Genomic DNA, 20,637 nt, shown 5'->3' with positions numbered 1-20,637 from the left:
CGGGCTCGCGCAATCGCAGGAGAAAGATGCCATGACCGCTGTTGTATCGCCAAAGGATTGCTCTGACATGTCCGAATTGCGCAAGCAGATCGACAGGTTGGACAAGGAGCTGGTGGACATGCTGGTGGCCCGCGCGGGCTATATCGACCGCGCGATTGAGCTGAAACGCGAGAATGGCTGGCCTGCGCGCATCCCGGAACGAGTCGACGAGGTGATTGAGAATGTGGGCCGCGAGGCCGCCAAGCGGGATCTGGATCCCGAATTGGTGAAAGCCCTGTGGCGGCACTTGGTAGACTGGTCGATCCAGCGCGAGGCGCAGGTGATCCGGGAAGATTGACGGGCGCAAAGGCGTTCCGAAGGAAAGGACGAGAAATGGCAGCAACTCTTATCGACGGCAAAGCCTTTGCGGCAAAGGTACGCGGTCAAGTGGCGGAACATGTGGCCCGCCTGAAGGAAGAACACCAGATCACGCCGGGTCTGGCGGTGGTTCTGGTGGGCGAAGATCCTGCAAGCCAGGTCTATGTGCGCTCCAAAGGCAAGCAGACCGTCGAAGTTGGCATGAAGTCAGTTGAGCACAAGCTGGATGTGGACACGTCCGAGGCCGATCTGTTGGCGCTTATTGATCAGTTGAACAATGACGCCAGCGTGCATGGTATTCTGGTACAGCTGCCGTTGCCCGACCATCTGAACGAAGATCTGGTGATCAATTCCATCGCGCCCGCCAAGGATGTGGATGGGTTTCACATCTCCAACGTGGGCCTGCTGGGCACTGGTCAGAAATCCATGGTGCCGTGCACGCCGTTGGGCTGTTTGATGATGCTGCGCGACTATCACGGCTCTTTGTCGGGGATGAATGCGGTTGTGATTGGCCGCTCAAACATCGTTGGCAAACCGATGGCGCAACTGCTGCTTGGGGATAGCTGCACGGTGACCATCGCCCATTCGCGCACCAAAGATCTGCCCGAAGTCGTCGGGCGCGCTGATATCGTGGTTGCAGCCGTGGGCCGTCCCGAGATGGTGCCTGGTGAGTGGATCAAAGAAGGTGCCACCGTGATCGACGTGGGCATCAACCGTATTGATGCGCCAGAAAAAGGCGAGGGCAAGACCCGCCTGGTCGGTGACGTGGATTTCGCCAGCGCGTCCGAGCGCGCGGGTGCGATTACGCCCGTGCCCGGTGGCGTTGGTCCGATGACCATTGCGTGTCTTCTGGCCAATACCGTGACCGCGTGTTGCCGGGCCAACAACCTGGCCGAGCCTGAGGGTTTGACAGCCTGAACCTTTGCCGTGTGTGGCAGGCGTTGGATTTAAGTATTTTTGAAAAGATGAAAGGGCGGTTCCGATTGGGGCCGCCCTTTGGTCATCGCATTTGCGTTTTAGCGTGGCATCGGGACGGGCAGGGGGCGCGGGCCGGTCAGAATGGCCAGGGCGTTTGGGCTCATCAATGTGGTGAGCGCGGGGTCTGTGCTGCGCAGGCCGCCAGTATAGGTGCCAAAGGCCGGCAGGATAACGCGGGCCGGGTCCACCAGGAATGCCGGGCGGGAGGTGCTGCGGACGCGGGCTTTGGGGTGGTAGTGGCCCGAGACCTCGCCTTGCGTTTCCGGATCGGCGATATGGCGGAAGGTGAGCGGGCCGATGTTCAAAGCGCTATGATGCTCGCCGCCAAAATCGGTTGGGGCGGGGTCGTGGTTGCCTTCGATCCAGATCCAGCGCCGGGCGCCAATCAGATCATGCAGGAGCGCGCGTTCCTGTGTGCTCAGCGCCTGCGCTGCGGCCAAGTCATCAAATGTATCACCGAGGCAGATGACGCATGCCGGGTCTGACTGTGCAATCAATTGGGACAGGCGCTGCAAGGTATCTGCCGTCTCATATGGCGGCAGGGGGCCACCACCGCGTCTGGCGTGGCGTTCGGATTTTCCCAAATGCAGGTCCGAGACCACCAGCATGCGCATGTTTGGCCACCACAGCGCGCCCGCGCCGAGGGCAGTCAATGTGGTGCCCGCAAAGGAGAAATCAAATCCGGTCATGGCGTCTGTCTTTAGGTTGAGATGGGGCCGGGCACAATCAGCTGGGCAGATCCGAGAGGCCAGATTTGCGCATCAGGTCTTCGGTTTCTTGTTGCAACAGCTTCTCTTCCCCGGCGCCTTTGACCGGGACTTTGCCGATTTCCAACAAGAGCGGTGCCGCCAGCGGGGTGATCCGGTCCAATTGGCGATGGGTGATGCGGCCCTGGATCTGGGTCAGCAGCTCTTCGATGCGGCCAAAATCGACCAGGCCGCGCATCGCCTCATCCCGGGTAACTTTGAGCAGCAGGTGGTCCGGGTCATATTTGCGCAACGTGTCATAGAGGATGTCCGAGGAAAACGTCGCCTGACGCCCGTTCTTGCGTGCGCCGGGTTGGTTGCGTTCGATCAGACCGGCGACGGTGGCCACGGCGCGAAAGCTGCGTTTCATCACCAGGTTTCCGGCCAGCCAACCCTCGAGCCCCTCGCGCAGGCCGGAGGGATCAAACAGCGGCTCTGGGTCGATGACAGGCTCTAAACCCCAGATCAGCGTGGCGTAATCGGTGGAGACAAATCCAAGCGGGTCGAGGCCCAGTTCCTCCATCCGCTTTGTCAGTAACAGGCCCAGGGTCTGCTGTGCATTACGCCCGGCAAAGCCGTAGATGCAGGAATAGGCGCGCCCGTCGTGGGGAAAGCTTTCGAACAGCAGATGGCCCGCGCGTGGCAGTTCCGAGACCGCGCGCTGCAGGTGCAGCCAATCGGCCGTATGGGGTGGAAGCTCGGGCCAGTGGTCCTGTTTGAACATCTGCAAGATGCGCTGGCTTAGCTGGGTGGAGGTGGCAAATTTGGTGCCGGAAAACACCGCGACTTTGGGTTTCTTGTTGGCGTTGCGGCTGACCTCAACCGTCATTTCGCGCAAACCCTCGTAGCGCACGATACGGCCACCGATCAGGAAGGTATCACCGGGGGTGAGGGACGCGGCAAAGGCCTCTTCCACTTGGCCCAATGGTTTGCCGCCGCGGCTGCGTTTCAGGCGCACTTTCAACAGGTCCGCATCCTGAATGGTGCCCAAGTTCATGCGAATGCGGGTCGCCGCGCGCGGGTCACGCAGCTGCCACAGACCATCGGGGCGCTGCACCAGCCGTTGCCATTGGTCATAGGCCTTCAGCGCGTAGCCCCCGGTGGCGCAGAAGTCGAGGCAGGCGTCAAACTGTGTGCGGCTGAGGGTGGCGTAATCGCCAACAGTTGTGACCTGGGCAAAGAGGGCGTCGGCCGCAAAGGGGCCCGCACAGGCGGTGATGAGAATATGTTGACACAGGACGTCCAACGGGCCAGTACGGGGCGTCTCCCCGTCCAGATCGCCTGCCTGGACGGCTTCCAGCGCGGCGCGGCACTCGACCACCTCGAACCGGTTGGCGGGCACCAGGCGCGCCTTGGAGGGAGCGTTGTAGCGGTGATTGGCGCGGCCGATGCGTTGCACCAGACGTTTGACGTTTTTGGGGGCGCCGATTTGGATCACCAGATCCACATCGCCCCAGTCGATGCCGAGGTCAAGCGATCCGGTACAGACCACTGCGCGAAGTTCACCACACACCATGGCGCCCTCGACCCGTTCGCGTTGGTCACGGTCCAGCGAGCCGTGGTGGATGGCGATGGGCAAAGAGTCGTCATTGGCAAGCCACAGGTTGTGAAAGAAGATCTCAGCCTGGGCGCGGGTGTTGTGAAAAATCAGCGTGGTCTTGTGCTGTTTGATCTGTTCCAGAACTGCGGGGATCGCATAGGCCGCGCCACCCCCGGCCCACGGGGGCGGCTGGTCGACTTTCAGCATGGCGATATCCGGGGCGGGGCCGGGATCGGCCAGCACAATCTCGCAAGGGTTGGGATAGCAGGCGAGGGTGCGGGCAATGGCGTTTGGGTCGTCCACTGTGGCAGAGAGCCCAACGCGGAGCATATCCGGGCAGAGATCTTGTAGGCGGGACAGGGCCAGCATCAGCTGATCGCCGCGTTTGCTTTCGGCAAGGGCGTGGATTTCGTCAACGATGATGCGCTGCAAGCCTTTGAAGGTGCGATGGGCATCGGGGTAGGAGGTCAGCAGAGCCAGGCTTTCGGGCGTGGTCAGCAGGATGTGCGGCGGGTCCGCGCGTTGGCGCCGCTTGCGCGACTGGGAAGTGTCGCCGGTGCGGTCTTCGATGCGGATGGGCAGGCCGATCTCATCCACTGGTGTGCGCAGGTTGCGTTTGATATCCGCAGCCAACGCTTTGAGCGGTGAGACGTAGAGCGTATGCAGCCCGTCATGAGGGGTGGTGGCAAGATCCGCCAACGTTGGTAGGAACCCGGCCATGGTTTTGCCGCCGCCGGTTGGCGCGATCAGCAACGTCGCCGGATCTGAGCGGCGTTCCAGCATAGCGTGCTGATGCGGGTGGATGGACCAGCCCTTGGCGGTGAACCACGTTTGGATGGAGTCGGGAAGCATGCTCATGTTCTCTGTTTAGTCCAATTGGAGAGCATGGCAAATATCAAATACCCACACGCGCTCCCGCGCCCGCAGGTGCCTTTGCTGAGGCAAAGCCACCTTGGCGGCCTTGGGCGTGGCAGCCTGCTGTGCAGGCTGTTGCACCGCGCGGATGCGCGGTGCCCGGCCCAACGGGAGCGGACCCTATTTATGGGATCCGGCGACGGGCGGGAGTGTTACGTTTTAGGGAGCAATGGCCGCCGGGGAGCGGTGTTACTTCACGATCGTCTCGTCATTGACAAACATGTTTGCCCAGGCGCGATCGATCAGATCTGGTGTCATCTGATAGGGGATGCCTTCGAACTCACAAATCGCGATCATCTGGTCGATCAGGAACACCGGCTGATAGTTTGCATATGTATTGTCGATGGTGGGATATTTGTGACGCAGCAGGTGGACCAGCGCGGCCTCATCCAGTGGCATGCCCTTCTTGCGGGCCACCAGTGCAAAGATCTTGAGGAAGTTTTCCTGGTTTGGCCCATCGATTTTGATCTTGAAGAAGATCCGGCGCAGGGCCGCTTGGTCGAAAATTTCATTCGGGTGGAAGTTGGTCGAAAAGATCACCAGCGTGTCAAAGGGGACCTCAAACTTTTCACCCGATTGCAGCGCCAGAATATCGCGGCTTTCTTCCAGCGGGACAATCCAGCGGTTCACCAGGGCTTGTGGTGGTTCGGCTTGGCGGCCAAGGTCGTCGACAATGAAAATGCCGCCGGTGGATTTCAGCTGCAGCGGCGCCTGATAGGTGCGTGCGGTTGGATTGTAGACCAGGTCCAGCATCGACAGTGACAGCTCACCACCGGTTACCACCGTGGGGCGTTCGCATTTCACATAGCGGCTGTCAAACCGTTTGATCCGGCGGAGCTGGGTCGGATCGTCCGGGTCTTCATCAATAGCGTTGTGCACAATCGGGTCATAGACCGTGATCACCTGACCGGCGTATTCAATCGCGCGTGGCACAAAGACATGATCGCCGAGCGCGTCGCGAATACCGTTTGAGATCGAGGACTTACCATTGCCCGGCGGGCCATACATCAGGATCGAACGGCCAGCGCTGACAGCGGGGCCCAATTGGTCCAGCAACATGTCCGGCAGGATCAGGTGCCCCATGGCCGAGGTCAGCTGTTGACGGGTCACCATGATATTGCGGATCGACTGGCGTTCGACCTGCTCGCGGTAGACCTCAAGCGGCACCGGCATGGCACCGAAATATTCGGACTGGCTGAGCGCATCCAAAGCGCGCGCTTTTCCGGCATCGGTCAGCTGATAGCCCATCTCATTGCCATTGTTGGCATTCAGGGTACCGGTCGCCTCGAGCAGCTTTTGGTCGCGGGCCATATCGATCAGCTCTTGCGTGACCGAGGCGGGCAGGCAGATGGCTTCGGCAACCTCGCTGACCATATCCACGTTCTTGCGGAACATGGTTTTCAACATGATGTCACGCATCATGACGATGGGCAGTTTCATCTGCGCCAAACCTTTTGGCGCGGGAGGAGCCACGACGGGCGAAGCCTGCATATTCATTGTGCGAACCTGTCTGTTGCCTAGGGCCGGTGAACAAAGGTTGGCGCTGGCGCAAAGGCCAAAACCATAGGCAACAGATTATTCAGGACTGTGGCAACAGCGCGGCGCTATTGGCGCAAATTGAGGTCAGGCCGTGAAAATCCGAAGGGCCTACTGCCCGTAGGCCACGCCGAGCAGCAGATAGATCGCCAATGTTCCGCCCAGGCACAGCCCCATGGGGAACTTGGATCCGACAGACCAGCTTTGCCAGTCTGGGGCCAGACGGCGCAGGGCGGTGTATTTGGCCAGCCGGTGGGTGGCAAAGCCCGCCAATAGGTTCACGGTAAACAAGATCAGGATCAGTTGCAGATCGCCAAAGGCCACAAAAGGCGCGGCCGCGCCGGCAAATTTGGCATCCCCCGCACCCACGGCACCGCCTGCGTAAAACAGAAACCCAATCGCGACCCCAATTGGCAAATGCAAAAGCTGCCAGCCGTAATCAGCCCATGTGGGCATCGCAACCAAGCCGACCACCACATAGGTCCCGCCCAAAAGATCCACGCACCAATTGGGAATGCGCATGCCGCGCAGATCCGAATGAGCGACGATAAAGCACAAGGGCACCACAAAGGGGACAAACCACAGCGCGGCGCGGGCTGGGATACGCATCTGAAGGGCGAGGTCGGCGAATGTCATGACTTAGGCGCCTTCGAGAGTTTGAAGCGCGCGGGCGGCTTCCTCAAAATGCTGAGGATGGGTGGCCACCGCTTCGCGCAACAGACCTTTGCCGGTTTCGACATCGCCCTGTTTGACGGCTGACAGGCCCAGCGTGTTCAACAACAGCGCCCGTTCGGTCTGTGTCATGGGGACATTGGGCAGGCTGTATTTACGCTGCGCACCGCGGGCCAGAACTAGATTGTTCTTGGCGGTGAACAGGCTGCGATCCTGACGCAACGCGTCGGTAAAGAGCTTTTCTGCCGCCGTAAACTGTCCACGGGTCAATTTGGAGTAACCCCAGTTGTTCAGTACACGGCCCGGACGGGTGGTCAGCCCAACGGCGGTTTCATAGAAACTGTCGGCGCGCTTCCAGTCCTTGTTGGCATCGGCCACCAGCGCCTCGAGACGGTAGCGTTGGTAGGTCTCAATCGTTGGGGGGACGCCATCCAGCGTCTGCTTGGCCGCGTCCCAGGCGTTGGTGCGGATCTGCGCATCGGCAAGCGCCAGCTTGTCCTGACTGTTGGCGCCGTCCATCTCCACAACCCGTTCCCAGGCGTTGGCGCCTTCGTCATTGCGTTTGGCGCGGATCAGAGATTGGGCAAGACCACGATGCAAGTCGATCCGGTCAGGCGCCTGGCTGGTTGCGCGCGCAAAATACGCGACGGCCTCATTTGGGTCCGCAACGGTCAGATAGACATCGTTGAGGTTGGTTTCATCGATGACGTTCAGCTCTTCGAGCGTTTCTTCCACATCGAGTTTTTCACGCGGGGCACAGGCCGACAGGCCAATTGCTGCAATCAGCGATGCCGATAGCACGAGATGCTGGCGCATGGGGTGCGTCCTTTATACTGCTCAAACTTATGGTGTTCTACGCAGCAGGTAACTGCCCCGACCGCGCTGCACCAAATTATATGGTTGGTTTTCTTGCGGCTCACTATGCGATGTTGCGTCAAGTTTTGCGAGGGCCACACGCAAATTTTGAAGAATTGCGTCACTTTCGCCATTGTCCAGGGCCACGGCCCGGCGCAAAAACTGCTCCGCTTCGGCGAATTTCTGCCGTTCCATCAGGACAACGCCCAAGTTGTTCAGACTTTCGGGCCAATCCGGCTGTTTCTCAACCGACTCCCGCATCAGTTTTTCGGCCTGCCCCAACCGTCCAAGGCCGAGGTTTGCCGTCCCAAGGCTCGACAGGATTTCGGCCGTCAATCCCATGTCCACGGCGGCGCGGGTGAAGCTTTCATAGGCAAGCTCAAACTCGCCCGCCGCCATTAACCGGTGGCCTGCGTCCAATGGATCGGCGCCTTCTTTGCGAAAGTCGATACCCGGCGCCCAGGGGTTATCCGGCAGCTCGGTAAAGTCCGAACGCGCGCAGGCTCCGACGATAGGTATCAAGAGAAGGGCGATCCAGGGAAACAAACGGGCCATGTGTCCTGCGCGTAAATAGGAGGAGACGAAATACCACTCATGATTAGGCGCAAATGCCGCAAACTGCAAAGGGCTTGCAGAGAAAAGAAGACCCGCGCCGGTTTGACGTGGCGCGGGCTAAAACGAAGTGACATCCAATGGGCGTTTATCCGGGCGGGCCGGAACCGAGGTTTGAGATGTTCTCCATCGATGGGCCGATCAGGATGATCAGCAGCGGCGGAACCGTCAGCATCATGGTGGCGAGCGTCATTTTCACCGGCAGTTTGTTGGCGGCCTCTTCGGCGCGCATCACCCGTTTGTCGCGCATCTCGCCAGCATAGACGCGCAGCGCGTCGGCGATGGAGGTACCAAAGCTTTGCGATTGGATCATAACCGTGGTGAAAGAGGCGATGTCTTGCACGCCGCAGCGGGTGCCGAGATCGCGCAGCACGCGTTCTTTGTCTTTGCCGGCCTTCATCTCTTGGGCGACGATCTGGAATTCCTCCGACAGGGCAGGGTAGGAGGCGGCCAATTCGGCCGAGACACGGATGATCGACTGTTCGATGGATTGGCCGGCTTCGACGCAAACCAGCATCATGTCGAGCGCATCCGGAAAGCCTTTGGTGATCTCTTTCTTGCGTTCCTCAACCCGGCGGGTCACCCAGTATTTCGGCAGGAAATAGGCGGCGCCACCGGGGCCCAGAATACGGATCGCCATCTGCTGGCTGTCATATTCCACATCGCCGTTCAGCACATAGACATAGGCCAGCCCCATAGACAGGCCGATCAGACCCAACACCATCTGCGCAAAGAAGAAAATACGCACCGCATCGCGCGAGATATAGCCCGCCTGACGCAGTTTCAGCTCCATCGCCGATAGCTCTTCGGCGTTCTGCGGTTCCAGAAAGGAGGCGAATTTCTGCAGCTGTTCGTTACGATCTGTCTGGCGCAGGCTTTCGCGCTGCTTCTTTGGGTTCTTTTCTGCGATATCGCGTTGCAGCTTTTTGAGCGGGTCTTCCTGCTCGTTCAGCATGAGGTAGGCTGCGGCCAGAACACAGACCAGGCCAAGCCCACCGATCGCGATCAACGGGCCAAGCTCGCCAAAACGCTGGATCAGAAAATCCTGAATGGAATTCAAAAACTGCACATCCGCCCCCTTAGACTTCGATGTTTGTCAGCATGCGCATGACAAAGAGGTTGGCCGTCAACATGCCGCCCACGATGAAACAGGCCGGAATAAACCAAGGGTGATCCATAACGCCGTCGTAATAATGCGGGTCGTTGATCAAAATCCCCAGGAGGGCCAGCAGCGGGAACGACGACAGGAAGCGTCCCGACCATTGTGCCTCAGCAGTGATGGCTTTCACGCGGCGAAACAGGCGAAAGCGCGCGCGGATCACCTTGGCCAGACCGGCCAGGACCTCGGCAAGGTTACCACCAGATTGCTGTTGGATGGTAACGGCCACCGCAAGGAAGCGCATATCCTGAATGCCAAGGCGTTCGGCCATATCTTTGAGTGCTTCACCCACATCGCGGCCATAGGCGCTTTCGTCGGCGATGATGCCAAATTCGGTGGCCAGCGGATCTTCGACCTCTTTGGCGACGATCTGAACCGCCGAGGTGAACGGGTGGCCCACGCGCAAGGAGCGCACCATCAGTTCAACCGCATCGGGTAGTTGCTCTTCGATCATGGCAATCCGTTTCTTGGCCTTTTTGTTCACCCAGAAAAAGACCGCGCCGACGCCGATGATGATCGAGCCGAGGATACGCACCTCTAGCCCGGTTTGTGTCCCAACGCTCAAGGCCAAGAAGGCCAAAACGCTGACGCCCGCCATAATCATCATCAACTGTTTGGGACTGAACGCAATCGCCGCCTTCTGGGCTTTTTCCGCCAAAAGCGAATAGAGCGGGATCGACTTCGAATTCATGTGCTGGCTCATCTCCTTGCGGAGTTGTTCCAGAACCTGTTCGCGGTTGCCGCCTTTTTCCAGCATGTCAAGACGGCGGTTCACCTTGCTGGTGAGGCTGATGGATTTGCCAAAGCTGACCAGATATACGCCTTCGACCAGCGCTAAAACCGCAAGGAAAATAAGGCCATAGAGGATGGGTTCGACGGGCAGTTGCATCAGAAGCTCTCCATCGTGGTGGGCTCATAAATGGCGGTCGGCAGATTGTAACCCCACAGACGGAACCGTTCAGAGAAGTTCGACCGCACGCCGCTGGCGGTGAAGTGGCCGATGATCTTGTTGTCCGGGGTCAGGCCGACACGCTGGTAGCGGAAGATTTCCTGCATCGAGATCACATCGCCTTCCATGCCGGTGATTTCGGTGATGGATGTCATACGACGCGAGCCATCCTGCAGACGTGAGGCCTGCACAATCACGTTCACCGCCGAAGAGATCTGACTGCGCACCGCTTTGATCGGCATTTCGATCCCGGCCATGGCGATCATGTTTTCAAGACGCGAGACGCCATCACGGGCCGAGTTGGCGTGGATCGTGGTCATCGATCCATCGTGACCAGTGTTCATCGCCTGCAGCATGTCGATCACTTCTTCGCCGCGGGTCTCACCCACGATGATGCGGTCAGGCCGCATCCGCAGGGCATTTTTCAGACAGTCGCGGGGCGATACTTCACCCTTGCCTTCAACGTTTGGCGGACGGCTTTCCATCCGACCCACATGGGTCTGTTGCAGTTGAAGTTCGGCGGTGTCTTCGATGGTCAGGATACGTTCAGAGTTGTCGATAAACGACGACAGTGCGTTTAGCGTTGTAGTCTTACCCGAACCGGTACCGCCGGAGACGATGATGTTCAGACGCGTCGCCACAGCGGCCTGCAAATAGGCGGCCATTTCTTCAGTAAAGGCCCCAAAATTCACCAGGTCATCGATGCCCAGCTTGTCCTTTTTGAACTTACGAATGGAGACCAGCGAGCCGTCCACCGCAACCGGTGGCACCATGGCGTTGAAACGCGAACCATCCTTGAGACGGGCATCCACATAAGGGTTGGATTCATCAACGCGACGCCCAACGGCCGATACGATCTTGTCGATGATCCGCATCAGGTGGCGTTCGTCTTTGAAGGTGATGTCGCTCAGTTCCAGCTTACCCGCCCGTTCAACAAAGATCTGTTGCGGGCCGTTGACCAGAATATCGTTGACCGTGTCGTCCTGTAGCAAAGTCTCAAGCGGACCAAGGCCGGTGACCTCGTCATAGAGTTCCTTGTTCAGGGTCTGGCGGTCTTCGCGGTTCAGAACCACGCCTTTTTCCGACAGAATTTCTGTGGCGATGGCGGAAATCTCGGTACGCAAATCCTGTTCGCTGGCGTGTTCCAGCGCGCTCAGGTTCAGGTTTTCCAGCAATTCGCGGTGCAGCTCGACCTTGATCTGGCCAAGCCGCTCCTTGCGCTTGCGTTCCTTGTCCTGCGGCGCAGGTTTGGCGGCTTTTTTCTCGGTCGCAGCTTTGCGCATAGAGGCCGCTTTGGGCGCCTCAGCCGGGGCTGCAGCGGCTTTGGGCGTGGCCTTGACCGGTTGGGCAGGAGCTTGTTTTTTATATCGCGAAAACATCTGTCACCTTAAACAATAATCATGCGGCCGCGGCCTCGTTGCGGCCAAGCTCATGCAGGGATTGTGCGAGCTTGCCGATTTCTTTGCGCAAAGGGTTCTTGGGCGTGGACAGCGCCAGCGGCTGACCATGGTCACAGGACTGCATGACCGTTTTGCCACCGTCCGGCAGTTGGATGTCGATGGAGATATCCAGCGATTCAGACAGGCGTTTCACCCGGCTTTTGCCTCCAAGATCCGTAAATTTCGGGGCGCGGTTCAATGCAAACCGCAGCTTTTCAAAGGGGAGATCCTCGGACTGCAACAGCCGTTTGATCCGCAGCGCATTCTGGGCGCTGCGCATGTCCAGCTCGATCACGGCAAAATAGAGATGCGACATGTTCATAACGGTCTCGGACCATTGCACCAGCGATTTCGGCAGGTCGATGACAACAAAATCAAAATGTTTGCGCGCTATCTTGATCAATTGGGTGACATCTTCGGGCGCCATAAAGTCAAGCGGCAGCATTTCGGTTGGCGCGGTGAAGACCTGTAGCTTGTCCTCATAGTTGACCAGCGCTTGGCCAAAGGACTCGTCGTCCAGCGCTTCCATATCGCTGAGCAGTTCCGCCACGATTTCACGCCGGGGCAGATCCAGATAGGTGGCGACCGAGCCGAATTGAAGATCAAGATCCAGAATGCAGACCGAGGGCGTATCCCCTTCGCAGCGTTCCGCAATTTCCCAAGCCAGGTTCACGGCCAGGGTTGTGGCACCAACGCCGCCGGCCAAACCGTGACAGGCAATGACCGCGCCTTCGCGCTGGTTTTGGGACTGCAATGCGGGATTGGTCTCGGCGACCGGCACAACCGGTTGGCTGCGCAGCCGTTCGATGGCGGATTGCAATTCGTCTTCGGGCAAAGGGTAGGGGATGAATTCATCCGCGCCCTTGCGCAACAGGGTGTGAAGCGCGGCAGGGGTGACGTCTTCGGCGATCAGGATCACCTTGATGTCTTTTTCTTTGGCGGCTTGGATGATGGTGCCCATGCGGTCCAGCTCATCTTCGTCGTCGCAGTCCATGGCAAGCGCCACAAATTCCAACGACTGCGCCTCATCCTGGGCAAAGAACGGCAGGGCTTCGTCAAAGGATAGATCCCCCCAGGCTTCGCCCAGAGCGGTCTCCATATCCTCGATCAACAGGTCAAAGTTCTGCACATCCCGACTGATGGTACAGGCGGTGATTGAACTCGTCTCTGGTTGCGGCAGTCCACTGCTCATTGCCTTTGGTCCTCTTTCGCGGGTGTGTCCGGCTTATGCTGCAGACTTGACCGGTTCGGTTCATCCAAACGCAGTTCACCCTATGGAGAGAGGATCATGGAAAATAAGGGCGAGATTTGGGCTAAAAAGCCCCAATTGTGAGGAATTGTTTAAGAATTGAGGAAAACGAAAAAAGCGCCCCGCGGGGCGCTTTTACCAAAGGTGTCATCCAGAACCCGGCCTATTCACCAGAGGAAATGCTGCTTTGGATCTCGCCTGATTCCGTCAATGTGGTTTGCGCAACGGCGCTTTCCACATAGTCGCGATAGATGATGGCGGCATACTTTCCATCCAGCTCCTGGTGGCGTTTCAGGAAGCCGGTCACCTCGGTCACGGTACGTCTATTGCGGCGATCCCGTTCTTGGGTGTCGATTGCCGGACGTGTTTCACCAAAGGAAACAACAGCTTGCAAACGCCGTCTGCTGATGCCTTTCGAAACGAGGTATTGCACAGTGGTATTCGCGCGGCGCTGGCCTAGACTGCGATTGTAACCTGTGCTGCCGACCGCATCAGTGTGACCGTAGACAGTAAAGCGGACCTCGGGGAATTGTTTGATCCAGTCGGCCTGACGATCCAAGACGGCGCGTGCCGAGGCATCGAGCCGGGCGCTATTGAATTCGAAATTGATCGTCGTTGGGATTTCACGCGCAAACCGTTTGCCCAATTCGATCACATATTCACCCTCACCCCGGTGAACAGCCGCATTGTTTTGCGACGCAATGCCCAAGGTGCCGCGTGTTTGATAGTTTAGACCGGCCTCTTGGGCACAAGCACCGAGCCCTAAGACGAGGGCCAGCATTGCCGTTGTTTTCAACATAGTGTGGCTCCTCATATCAATCCAACACATACCCGTATGAGCCGGTGAAATCTTGGTTTGCAACTTCACCTACAGCACCATCACGTTGGTTCTTGGATATTTTGCCAAACAAGAAAAGCTCAGCTTCGCTGGGAGGGGCAATCCGATCTGTTGGAAGTGCAAGCGCCTCTCCGCGTGTCGGTGTCACAAGGTGGGCGCTAATGATTACGACCAATTCGGTTTGTTCACGTTGGTAACCTGTGCTGCGGAACAGGCTGCCAAGGACTGGAATGTCGGCAATCCACGGAATTTGCTCAATGTTGTCCGAAAAGTCATCTTGGACCAGCCCAGCCACGGCAAAGCTTTCGCCGTCTCTGAGCTCGACCGTGGTGCTTGTTTCGCGGCGGCTGAAACCAGTGGCCGTCAGACCGTTTGCAATTGTGGAGTTGGTGGTGTCGATATCTGACACAGCGGCTTTCAGCTCCAAATTGATCAGATCGCCATCGACAACGCGCGGGATGAAATCAAGTTCGATACCAAAGGCAACCAGTTCGATCGTGACTGTGCCATCTTCCTGTGCGACGGGAATTGGCACCTCACCACCGGCAAGGAAACGCGCTTCTTGACCGGAAAGAGCAGTCAGGTTTGGCTCAGCCAGCGTCCGTACAACCCCTTTGGTCTCCAAAGCTTCCAGAAGCAGGTTCAGTTCAACCGATCCGATGCCAAAGTTGAAGGCTAGGAAGCCGGCGCTGTCGTTGGACAGAGTCACAACTGTATCGGGATCCCCATCAAGGAGGTTGCCGAAGTTATCACCCTGAATGAGCTGGCTTGTCCCCAAACGGCCGTTGCCCGCGTCCACACCGACCAGCGAGGAGCGCAGGCTCTTGGAAACGGAACGTTGCATCTCGGCGAACCGAACCTGCAACATCACTTGCTGCACGCCGCCGACGGACATCAGGTTCGAGACGCGTTCCGGCGCATAGCGTTCCGCCAGATCAAGTGCCCGTTGTAGCTTGGCCGCGCTGGACACCGTGCCGGACAGTACGACGCCATCATTGGCGGTGCGAACCTCGATCTTTTCACCGGGAAGGATCTGACGCAGGCGCTGTTTGAACTCGCTCACATCGGCCGCGACGCGTACGTCGACATTGGTGATCAACTGCCCGGTTGCATCCAACAGGGTGAGAGTTGTCAGCCCTGGGGTCTTGCCCAGAACATAGATCGAGCGATCCGACAGCGAAGAAATATCCGCAATGCTTGGGTTTGCGATGGTGATTTCCGCAAACGGGTTGTCGCTTTCGACAACCACGGCCCGGTTCATTGGAACCTCAAGCGTGGCGGTCACACCTTGGCGCACGACACGCACACCATTTGCCGAGGCGCTCTGCGCCAGCGGCAAGCAAAAGAAAGCAACCCCTGTCAGGGCCGCTGCAATACTACGTCTAAATGACATGTGACCTGCCTTTCCGATCACGCCTCTATTGTCGGGTCTTTTTGCCCGTCTTTGACCGCAGTTTGCGCGAAAGGTGATTTCAATGCAAGAATCATTGTTTGCAGCCCTGTGTGTGTTGAGGCGAGGCAACAGCGTTTGCGCTCAAGTCAAAGGCGATCCTGTCGCGGCAATGTCGGGGTTGGCCAAAAAGCGCGTGGTTTCAGAGGCATTGCTGTCGTCAGACCCCGGGCAAATCGAATACCAAGTCCAAAAGAAAAAAAGCCGCCCGGGTGACAGGCAGCTTTGTGGGTGGTCTTCACCTTAGCGTGTTAAACGCATCAATTGGTGCAGGGGATCGGGATCTCGACAACTTCGGCACCACGGCGGTTGCGAATGGTGCAGACCTTTTCCTCTTTGGTGGCGATGGGCGCCTCGTATTCGGCGACACCCAACAGCTTGCGTTGATCTACTTCGACAACAGCTGCGATGGTGTCGTCTTCGGCGCCGACAAGGGCCAGCGACAGACGACCAGAGGATTGCGCCTGGGCTAGGGCCGCGACCTGTACAGGTTTGACGGAAACGGTCACCGTGCGCGCAATAACCGCGCCATCGACATTGCCAGCCCTTTGGTCAATTGCGATCAGTTCGATATTGGTTTGGATCAGCCGCGTGACTTCACCCTGACGAACCCCTTGGGAATTCACCATATCGCCGGTCCAATAGACATCCACCCGGTCGCCTGGGCGCAAAAAGCCAGAGACCCCGGAAGACACGTCCACTTTGATCGCAAAGGCGCGCATGCCACGCTCCAGGCGCGACGTCAGGCCAGCTTCTTCGCCGGGTTTGGTGACTTTAACCGCCAGAATAGGCTCACCGATTTCCATTTCGCGCAGGACAACACGTTTGTCTTCGGGGCGATCGGGGGGAAATAGCGCCTCAACCGTTTGAAAGGTGCCTTCGGGCAGGCTTTCCTGCGGCCAGCGTACGGCGCGCACGGCGTCTGGCAGCAGCCGTTCACCATATTTAAGGGGTTGAGTTGCCACAAAAACTTCTACGGTTTGAATATTTTCAACCCGCGTCGCCCGCTCATGTGCAAGCGCGTTTTGATAGGCAGAAATGCGGTTTTTGACCATCATAACCGCGCCACCCGCGAGGGCCACGCCAACAACAAGAACGATTCCGAACACTGCGCGCATTAGGTGCTCCTTTGGTTATGGGTCAGCTGGATCTCAGCGACCGGGTCAAACAAATGCAGCAGGCACAAAGGCCCGCCGAACTGGGATAAGGACAAATTGTCTTGGACCTCTCGACCGCAAGGTGTTGGACCATTCTAGTCCAGAGCAGACCCTCTAGAGACAACCGCAGTTCCGGTCGCATCCATATAACCGGACACGGATGTCAGAACACCATTCATGGCATCACGCAGTGGCACAGTAAGGAGCACTACGGCGGCCATGATGACAGCTGTAAGCACGACCCAATCTACGGTCACCGCACCATGTTCACTATCGCGAAATCTGCGAAAAAGATGTTTCATCACGGCACTCCGAACGGGTTTCGGGAGGAAGGATCGCGGCAAAGAACTCTATCGTACTAGAGACAGTTTCAGGAGCCGCGATCACAGATTTGTAATTAGACCAAACTCAGACGAGCGGGTTCAAATCCGTTCGGATTAAGGTGTAACGGCAGGGAGTGCGCCACCGGTGGCTGTCAGGGTTGTGCCTGTGTCGGTCAAATAGGTGCCGGTGTTGGTAACCAGAGTTCCGGCGGAACCGGAGATGCCGGTGTAAACAACGCCAGCCAGAGCAGCAACAGCGGCGGTCAGAACAACCCAGTCAACAGTCACGGCGCCGGATTCGTCTTTGCGGAAGTTTTTGAAGAATTTGATCATGGTTAGTCCCTCCAAAGGATCTCATAATGTTTAACACGACCGCTTCGAAGCTTGCTGGGGGTTTGCTCTCTCACCAGCGTGTCCCCTGTCCGTCGCGGTATGGGCATATATAGCCAGCGGAGAATGGCAGGATTTGGGCCAGAACCCGGATGGACACGCCCAATTTTAACTTTTCAGCAGGGAATAGGTTAAGTCACTGAAAGAAAAGGAAACTAAAAGTAACCGAATATTGAGTGACGTGGCTCAGATGCGGCAGTCGGCAGCAAATATGGCAAGATTGCCCGATTTCACCCGGTTTAACTGGTACTTTGCGCCGGATTGGTAAAAAATTTACTAAAATCAACGGCAATCTGAGCGGGCTTATGTTTCTTTCACGGTGTTTGATCCTTGGTGTTTTGCTGGGCTCCCCTGTCTGGGCACAAAACACGGCCGGGCAGGGCGGCAATTCCGGGCAAACAGGGGCGGTCGAGTCGCAACCCATTCGCAAAACCCCGGCACCTTTCCCTGAGTTTCAGTCCAAATCGGTCAAACCGCCTAAACCGGGGGCGCAAAAACGGATTACGATTCAGATTGAACCATCTGTGTCCGCACCCACCGCGGGGCCTGCGCCCGAGGCAGTTGAACCCGGCACGCCCATCCCGGCGCGTTTTGGAGATTTCTGGCAAGCAATCTCACCCAAGTTAGAAGACAGTGGCCCTGGGCGGCTTGGACCGGCTTTGTCTCAGGTCAGCAAACAGCCCGGCCTCGTCGCACCGCGATTGCAAAGCTTGCAGGACATCGCCGCCGCCCATGGCGTGCCGATCCTGCTGGAGACGGTCAATACGCGCGTCTCTCCGGCGCTGGCCTTGGCGGTGATTTCCGTTGAAAGCGCCGGGCGCACCGATGCGACCAGCACGGCTGGCGCACAAGGGTTGATGCAGCTGACACCAGACACTGCGGACCGTTTTGGCGTCGCAGACCCGTTCGACGCAGCACAGAACATTGCCGGAGGGGTGAGATACCTGGATTGGCTGATGGAGCGTTTCGACGGCGACCCGATCCTGGTCCTTGCAGGTTACAACGCCGGGGCAGGAGCCGTGCGCGACCACAAGGGCGTGCCGCCCTATCCAGAGACACGCGACTATGTGCCCAAAGTGCTCGCCGCGTTTCAAGTGGCGCGAGGCCTGTGCAAAACACCGCCCGAACTGCTGTCAGATGGCTGCGTGTTCCATGTCTTGAAGTGACTGTTCTAGCATCGCCGGTGGCTGGCATTGCGCACAGCACCGCCTCCTGGATTAACCGCTGTCATTGCCACTCTTGGCCTCCCGCTCCCAAACGATGATGTCCCAACCATGAAAAAACGTAAAAGTCCCTGCATCGATCTTTGTGAATTTACAGGCCCCAGTGGCTGGTGTCGTGGTTGCGGCCGCACCCGTGAAGAATGTGTAAGGTGGAAGAAAATGAAACCTTACGAAGTAAATTTCATTGAGAAGGAACTAAATCGTCGCATGACTAAAATGGCCCAAACGCAGCCTACGCCGCAGTAACGCCATTGCTGGGGCTCGCAAAGCGCTGCTCTTGTGTCTTTTCACATCTTCCGGGACACAACCGGGCCCATTTTGAAAAATGCTGCGTTGTTCACGAATGTCTGGTCCGCATTCTCCTCCCAAAAAGATCGTTGTTGGCGCATGGTTCTGGCAGTCTGTTTTTGGAATGGATTGAATGCGGTCACTTAGGGAAATACAAATTGTCGTTATGAACAAATGCCATTTTCCACATCTCAAAAGTTGCCTTATGCCTGTTTTCGGGATCGCCGCATCCGTGTCGTTGAGCTTGGCAGTCTCAGCAAGAGCTGACCTCTCGATACAGGAAGTTGATGTGAGCGTGCTGCCTGACCTCCGCCAGCCCGGACAAGCATGGGAGCGGATTTCCGGCCTGGACGTCCATGTTTTTGATGGCCTTAACGTCCCTCTAATATACATACATGGGACAAAGAAAAGCTGGTTCCTCGAGAACGCGCGGTTGCGTGAGTGGACTAATGAATTTCCTCAAGCAAGTTCTCTAAACGAGACTGTCCGTCTTCCAGATGGATCAGTGATTGGAGGCCCGAGCGCAAACCATCTCCGCTTTTTCAAACGAGATGATCAGGCTTCCTTTGAGCGCTTGCCAGCAGCAGACGACTTGTATTGGACCGATCACGTAGAAGGATCCAACATAATTTTTGCCAAAAAGTCTTCGGATGGGGCGCTTTTGGTATTTGATGGTGAGGGTTTCGTTCCGTCGCCGGTTCCTGAAAAAGGACACACACGACAAGGCGAGTTCTTACCATGGTATTCGACGGCGCTTGGTGGATACTTTACGGCTTACGCTGCAGACATTTGGTTCTACAGAACAAGCGATCCAAGCTGGCGTCCGGTAAAGGAAAGCGAAACTCATTCATGGGCACCGAGCTGGGGTCTATACGAACGTGGGTCGCGGGACACACTCAGCCCTGACGGCTCCCTCCTTAAAGTCATTTCCGAAAATCGGATTGGCCTCACGCAATACCGCGTTTCGGATGGCAATCCGATCGAGATTTTGCCTTTGTTGCGTGGGCAATGGCATCAAGTTGGTGATTCAGGAGAGATCGTGGGTTGGCTTGGGGCTTGGCACCGTATTCTATTGGCTGCCCAAGATCATGAAGAGAGCGAAGCGCACACGCCCAAATTCACAAGCATACCCCCAAACTCCGATGTGCCGCAGACATTCCCGGATCTGCGGCCGCTGATTCTAATCCATGATGAAAACTCAATTAGCTATCAGTATCGTTTCGCGACAATGCCCGGGACCGACCGGCTCTACTTTTTGCATGGAAACGGCTTCGCATATTATTCCGGTGGCGAGGTATCACCCCTGCCTGCCGAGTGGTTAGACACTGTGGGGAAACTCCCCCACTTTCTAACAAGCGAAACCGCACTCTACGTTATTGCAAGCAATGGACTATTCCGTTTCGGTCAAGACGACACGCTCACCAAAGTTTGGACCCCGCAGTCAAAAGTCGGGTTTGGACCAAACAATTATGTGTTCGATTTGGAATGCGAAGGGAACAGTATTGGGTTTTTGGGAAGGAAAACAGGTATCTATTCACTTGATCCAAATGGAGAAGCTACTTTGATCGCTCAATCTCATTCGGCAATTCAAGTATACGGAGTCATGCCAGACAAAAAGTCCATCCTGTTTGCAGAAAGCAATGGGCAGCTGAAATTGCTGAGCGCCGAGTGTTAGTGACAAACGCATACGTTTCTGACCCTGCGAAAAACGACAGTTTTTGCCATGCAGTCTGAAAGCAGCCCTTGGAGCATCCGCAGCGAAAGGCAACAACGTTTAAGGTTTTTCGATGCGGGCCTGAGCGCTCCATTTCGGCTTGATGCGACGGTGGCCCGCGTTGGGAAACATGACTAGGAGGAAGCCGTGGGGTCTGGGCGCGCGCTTTGGGGAAAGCGCTAGTCAGATTCAGCCGAGGATAGTGCGAGATGAGATTGTTCGGCTTCATTTCTCATGGATTGGTGCC

20 protein-coding genes are annotated in these 20,637 nt (G+C 57.3%); 5 read left to right on the top strand and 15 right to left on the bottom strand.

Annotation, left to right across the window (positions count from 1 at the left end):
- The first annotated feature begins 31 nt into the window (after nt 1–31).
- Both KMP13_RS03745 and folD read left to right on the top strand, forming a co-directional pair.
- Nucleotides 32–337, top strand: a complete 306-nt coding sequence (locus tag KMP13_RS03745) for a chorismate mutase (RefSeq protein ID WP_215264222.1) — start codon at nt 32–34, stop codon at nt 335–337.
- A 35-nt stretch (nt 338–372) separates the two neighbouring features.
- Nucleotides 373–1,275 carry a bifunctional methylenetetrahydrofolate dehydrogenase/methenyltetrahydrofolate cyclohydrolase FolD gene (folD, locus tag KMP13_RS03740; RefSeq protein ID WP_215264221.1) on the top strand — a complete coding sequence of 301 codons (903 nt, stop codon included), beginning with the start codon at nt 373–375 and terminating at the stop codon, nt 1,273–1,275.
- A gap of 98 nt (nt 1,276–1,373) precedes the next feature.
- On the opposite strand, the gene pdeM is transcribed toward folD, so the two are convergent.
- From pdeM to KMP13_RS03665, 15 genes are all read right to left on the bottom strand, one after another.
- Nucleotides 1,374–2,024, bottom strand: a complete 651-nt coding sequence (pdeM, locus tag KMP13_RS03735; RefSeq protein ID WP_215264220.1) for a ligase-associated DNA damage response endonuclease PdeM — start codon at nt 2,022–2,024, stop codon at nt 1,374–1,376.
- 37 nt (nt 2,025–2,061) lie between these two features.
- Nucleotides 2,062–4,479, bottom strand: a complete 2,418-nt coding sequence (locus KMP13_RS03730; protein ID WP_215264219.1) for a ligase-associated DNA damage response DEXH box helicase — start codon at nt 4,477–4,479, stop codon at nt 2,062–2,064.
- Nucleotides 4,480–4,725: 246 nt separating this feature from the next.
- Complete coding sequence (locus KMP13_RS03725; protein ID WP_215264218.1) at nt 4,726–6,033, bottom strand: ATPase; 1,308 nt, start codon at nt 6,031–6,033, stop codon at nt 4,726–4,728.
- A 150-nt stretch (nt 6,034–6,183) separates the two neighbouring features.
- A complete protein-coding gene (locus KMP13_RS03720; protein ID WP_215264277.1) occupies nt 6,184–6,681 on the bottom strand; it encodes a prepilin peptidase in 498 nt (165 codons plus the stop codon).
- Between the two features lie 30 nt (nt 6,682–6,711).
- Nucleotides 6,712–7,560 (bottom strand): tetratricopeptide repeat protein, encoded by an 849-nt coding sequence (locus KMP13_RS03715; RefSeq protein WP_215264217.1) that lies wholly within the window; start codon nt 7,558–7,560, stop codon nt 6,712–6,714.
- 27 nt (nt 7,561–7,587) lie between these two features.
- A complete protein-coding gene (locus KMP13_RS03710) occupies nt 7,588–8,154 on the bottom strand; it encodes a tetratricopeptide repeat protein (protein ID WP_215264216.1) in 567 nt (188 codons plus the stop codon).
- A gap of 145 nt (nt 8,155–8,299) precedes the next feature.
- Nucleotides 8,300–9,280, bottom strand: a complete 981-nt coding sequence (locus tag KMP13_RS03705; protein WP_215264215.1) for a type II secretion system F family protein — start codon at nt 9,278–9,280, stop codon at nt 8,300–8,302.
- Between the two features lie 10 nt (nt 9,281–9,290).
- Complete coding sequence (locus KMP13_RS03700; RefSeq protein WP_215264214.1) at nt 9,291–10,259, bottom strand: type II secretion system F family protein; 969 nt, start codon at nt 10,257–10,259, stop codon at nt 9,291–9,293.
- A complete protein-coding gene (locus tag KMP13_RS03695; RefSeq protein WP_215264213.1) occupies nt 10,259–11,698 on the bottom strand; it encodes a CpaF family protein in 1,440 nt (479 codons plus the stop codon). Before KMP13_RS03695 ends, KMP13_RS03700 begins: the two co-directional genes overlap by 1 nt.
- A gap of 19 nt (nt 11,699–11,717) precedes the next feature.
- Nucleotides 11,718–12,950, bottom strand: coding sequence for an AAA family ATPase (locus KMP13_RS03690; RefSeq protein WP_215264212.1), 1,233 nt, complete (start codon nt 12,948–12,950; stop codon nt 11,718–11,720).
- A gap of 220 nt (nt 12,951–13,170) precedes the next feature.
- The gene (locus KMP13_RS03685; RefSeq protein ID WP_215264211.1) at nt 13,171–13,806 is read right to left on the bottom strand and encodes an OmpA family protein; all 636 of its coding nucleotides are present in this window, start codon (nt 13,804–13,806) and stop codon (nt 13,171–13,173) included.
- Between the two features lie 16 nt (nt 13,807–13,822).
- Nucleotides 13,823–15,238 carry a type II and III secretion system protein family protein gene (locus KMP13_RS03680; RefSeq protein WP_215264210.1) on the bottom strand — a complete coding sequence of 472 codons (1,416 nt, stop codon included), beginning with the start codon at nt 15,236–15,238 and terminating at the stop codon, nt 13,823–13,825.
- A gap of 317 nt (nt 15,239–15,555) precedes the next feature.
- The gene (gene cpaB, locus KMP13_RS03675; protein WP_215264209.1) at nt 15,556–16,413 is read right to left on the bottom strand and encodes a Flp pilus assembly protein CpaB; all 858 of its coding nucleotides are present in this window, start codon (nt 16,411–16,413) and stop codon (nt 15,556–15,558) included.
- A gap of 134 nt (nt 16,414–16,547) precedes the next feature.
- Nucleotides 16,548–16,754, bottom strand: a complete 207-nt coding sequence (locus tag KMP13_RS03670) for a Flp family type IVb pilin (RefSeq protein WP_215264208.1) — start codon at nt 16,752–16,754, stop codon at nt 16,548–16,550.
- 135 nt (nt 16,755–16,889) lie between these two features.
- Nucleotides 16,890–17,108 carry a hypothetical protein gene (locus KMP13_RS03665; protein WP_215264207.1) on the bottom strand — a complete coding sequence of 73 codons (219 nt, stop codon included), beginning with the start codon at nt 17,106–17,108 and terminating at the stop codon, nt 16,890–16,892.
- Between the two features lie 362 nt (nt 17,109–17,470).
- On the opposite strand from KMP13_RS03665, the gene KMP13_RS03660 reads away from it, so the two are divergent.
- From KMP13_RS03660 to KMP13_RS03650, 3 genes are all read left to right on the top strand, one after another.
- The gene (locus KMP13_RS03660) at nt 17,471–18,331 is read left to right on the top strand and encodes a lytic transglycosylase domain-containing protein (RefSeq protein WP_215264206.1); all 861 of its coding nucleotides are present in this window, start codon (nt 17,471–17,473) and stop codon (nt 18,329–18,331) included.
- A gap of 108 nt (nt 18,332–18,439) precedes the next feature.
- A complete protein-coding gene (locus tag KMP13_RS03655) occupies nt 18,440–18,634 on the top strand; it encodes a DUF1289 domain-containing protein (protein WP_215264205.1) in 195 nt (64 codons plus the stop codon).
- 331 nt (nt 18,635–18,965) lie between these two features.
- Entirely contained in the window at nt 18,966–20,351 is a 1,386-nt protein-coding gene (locus KMP13_RS03650; protein WP_215264204.1) for a hypothetical protein, read from the top strand.
- Nucleotides 20,352–20,637 lie beyond the last annotated feature (286 nt).

The sequence above is a fragment of the Epibacterium ulvae genome (genome assembly GCF_018678075.1).
GTDB classification, from domain to species: Bacteria; Pseudomonadota; Alphaproteobacteria; order Rhodobacterales; family Rhodobacteraceae; genus Epibacterium; species Epibacterium ulvae_A.
The sequence above is the reverse complement of the archived record's forward strand: the minus strand, read 5'-3'. Positions and strand labels throughout refer to the sequence as shown.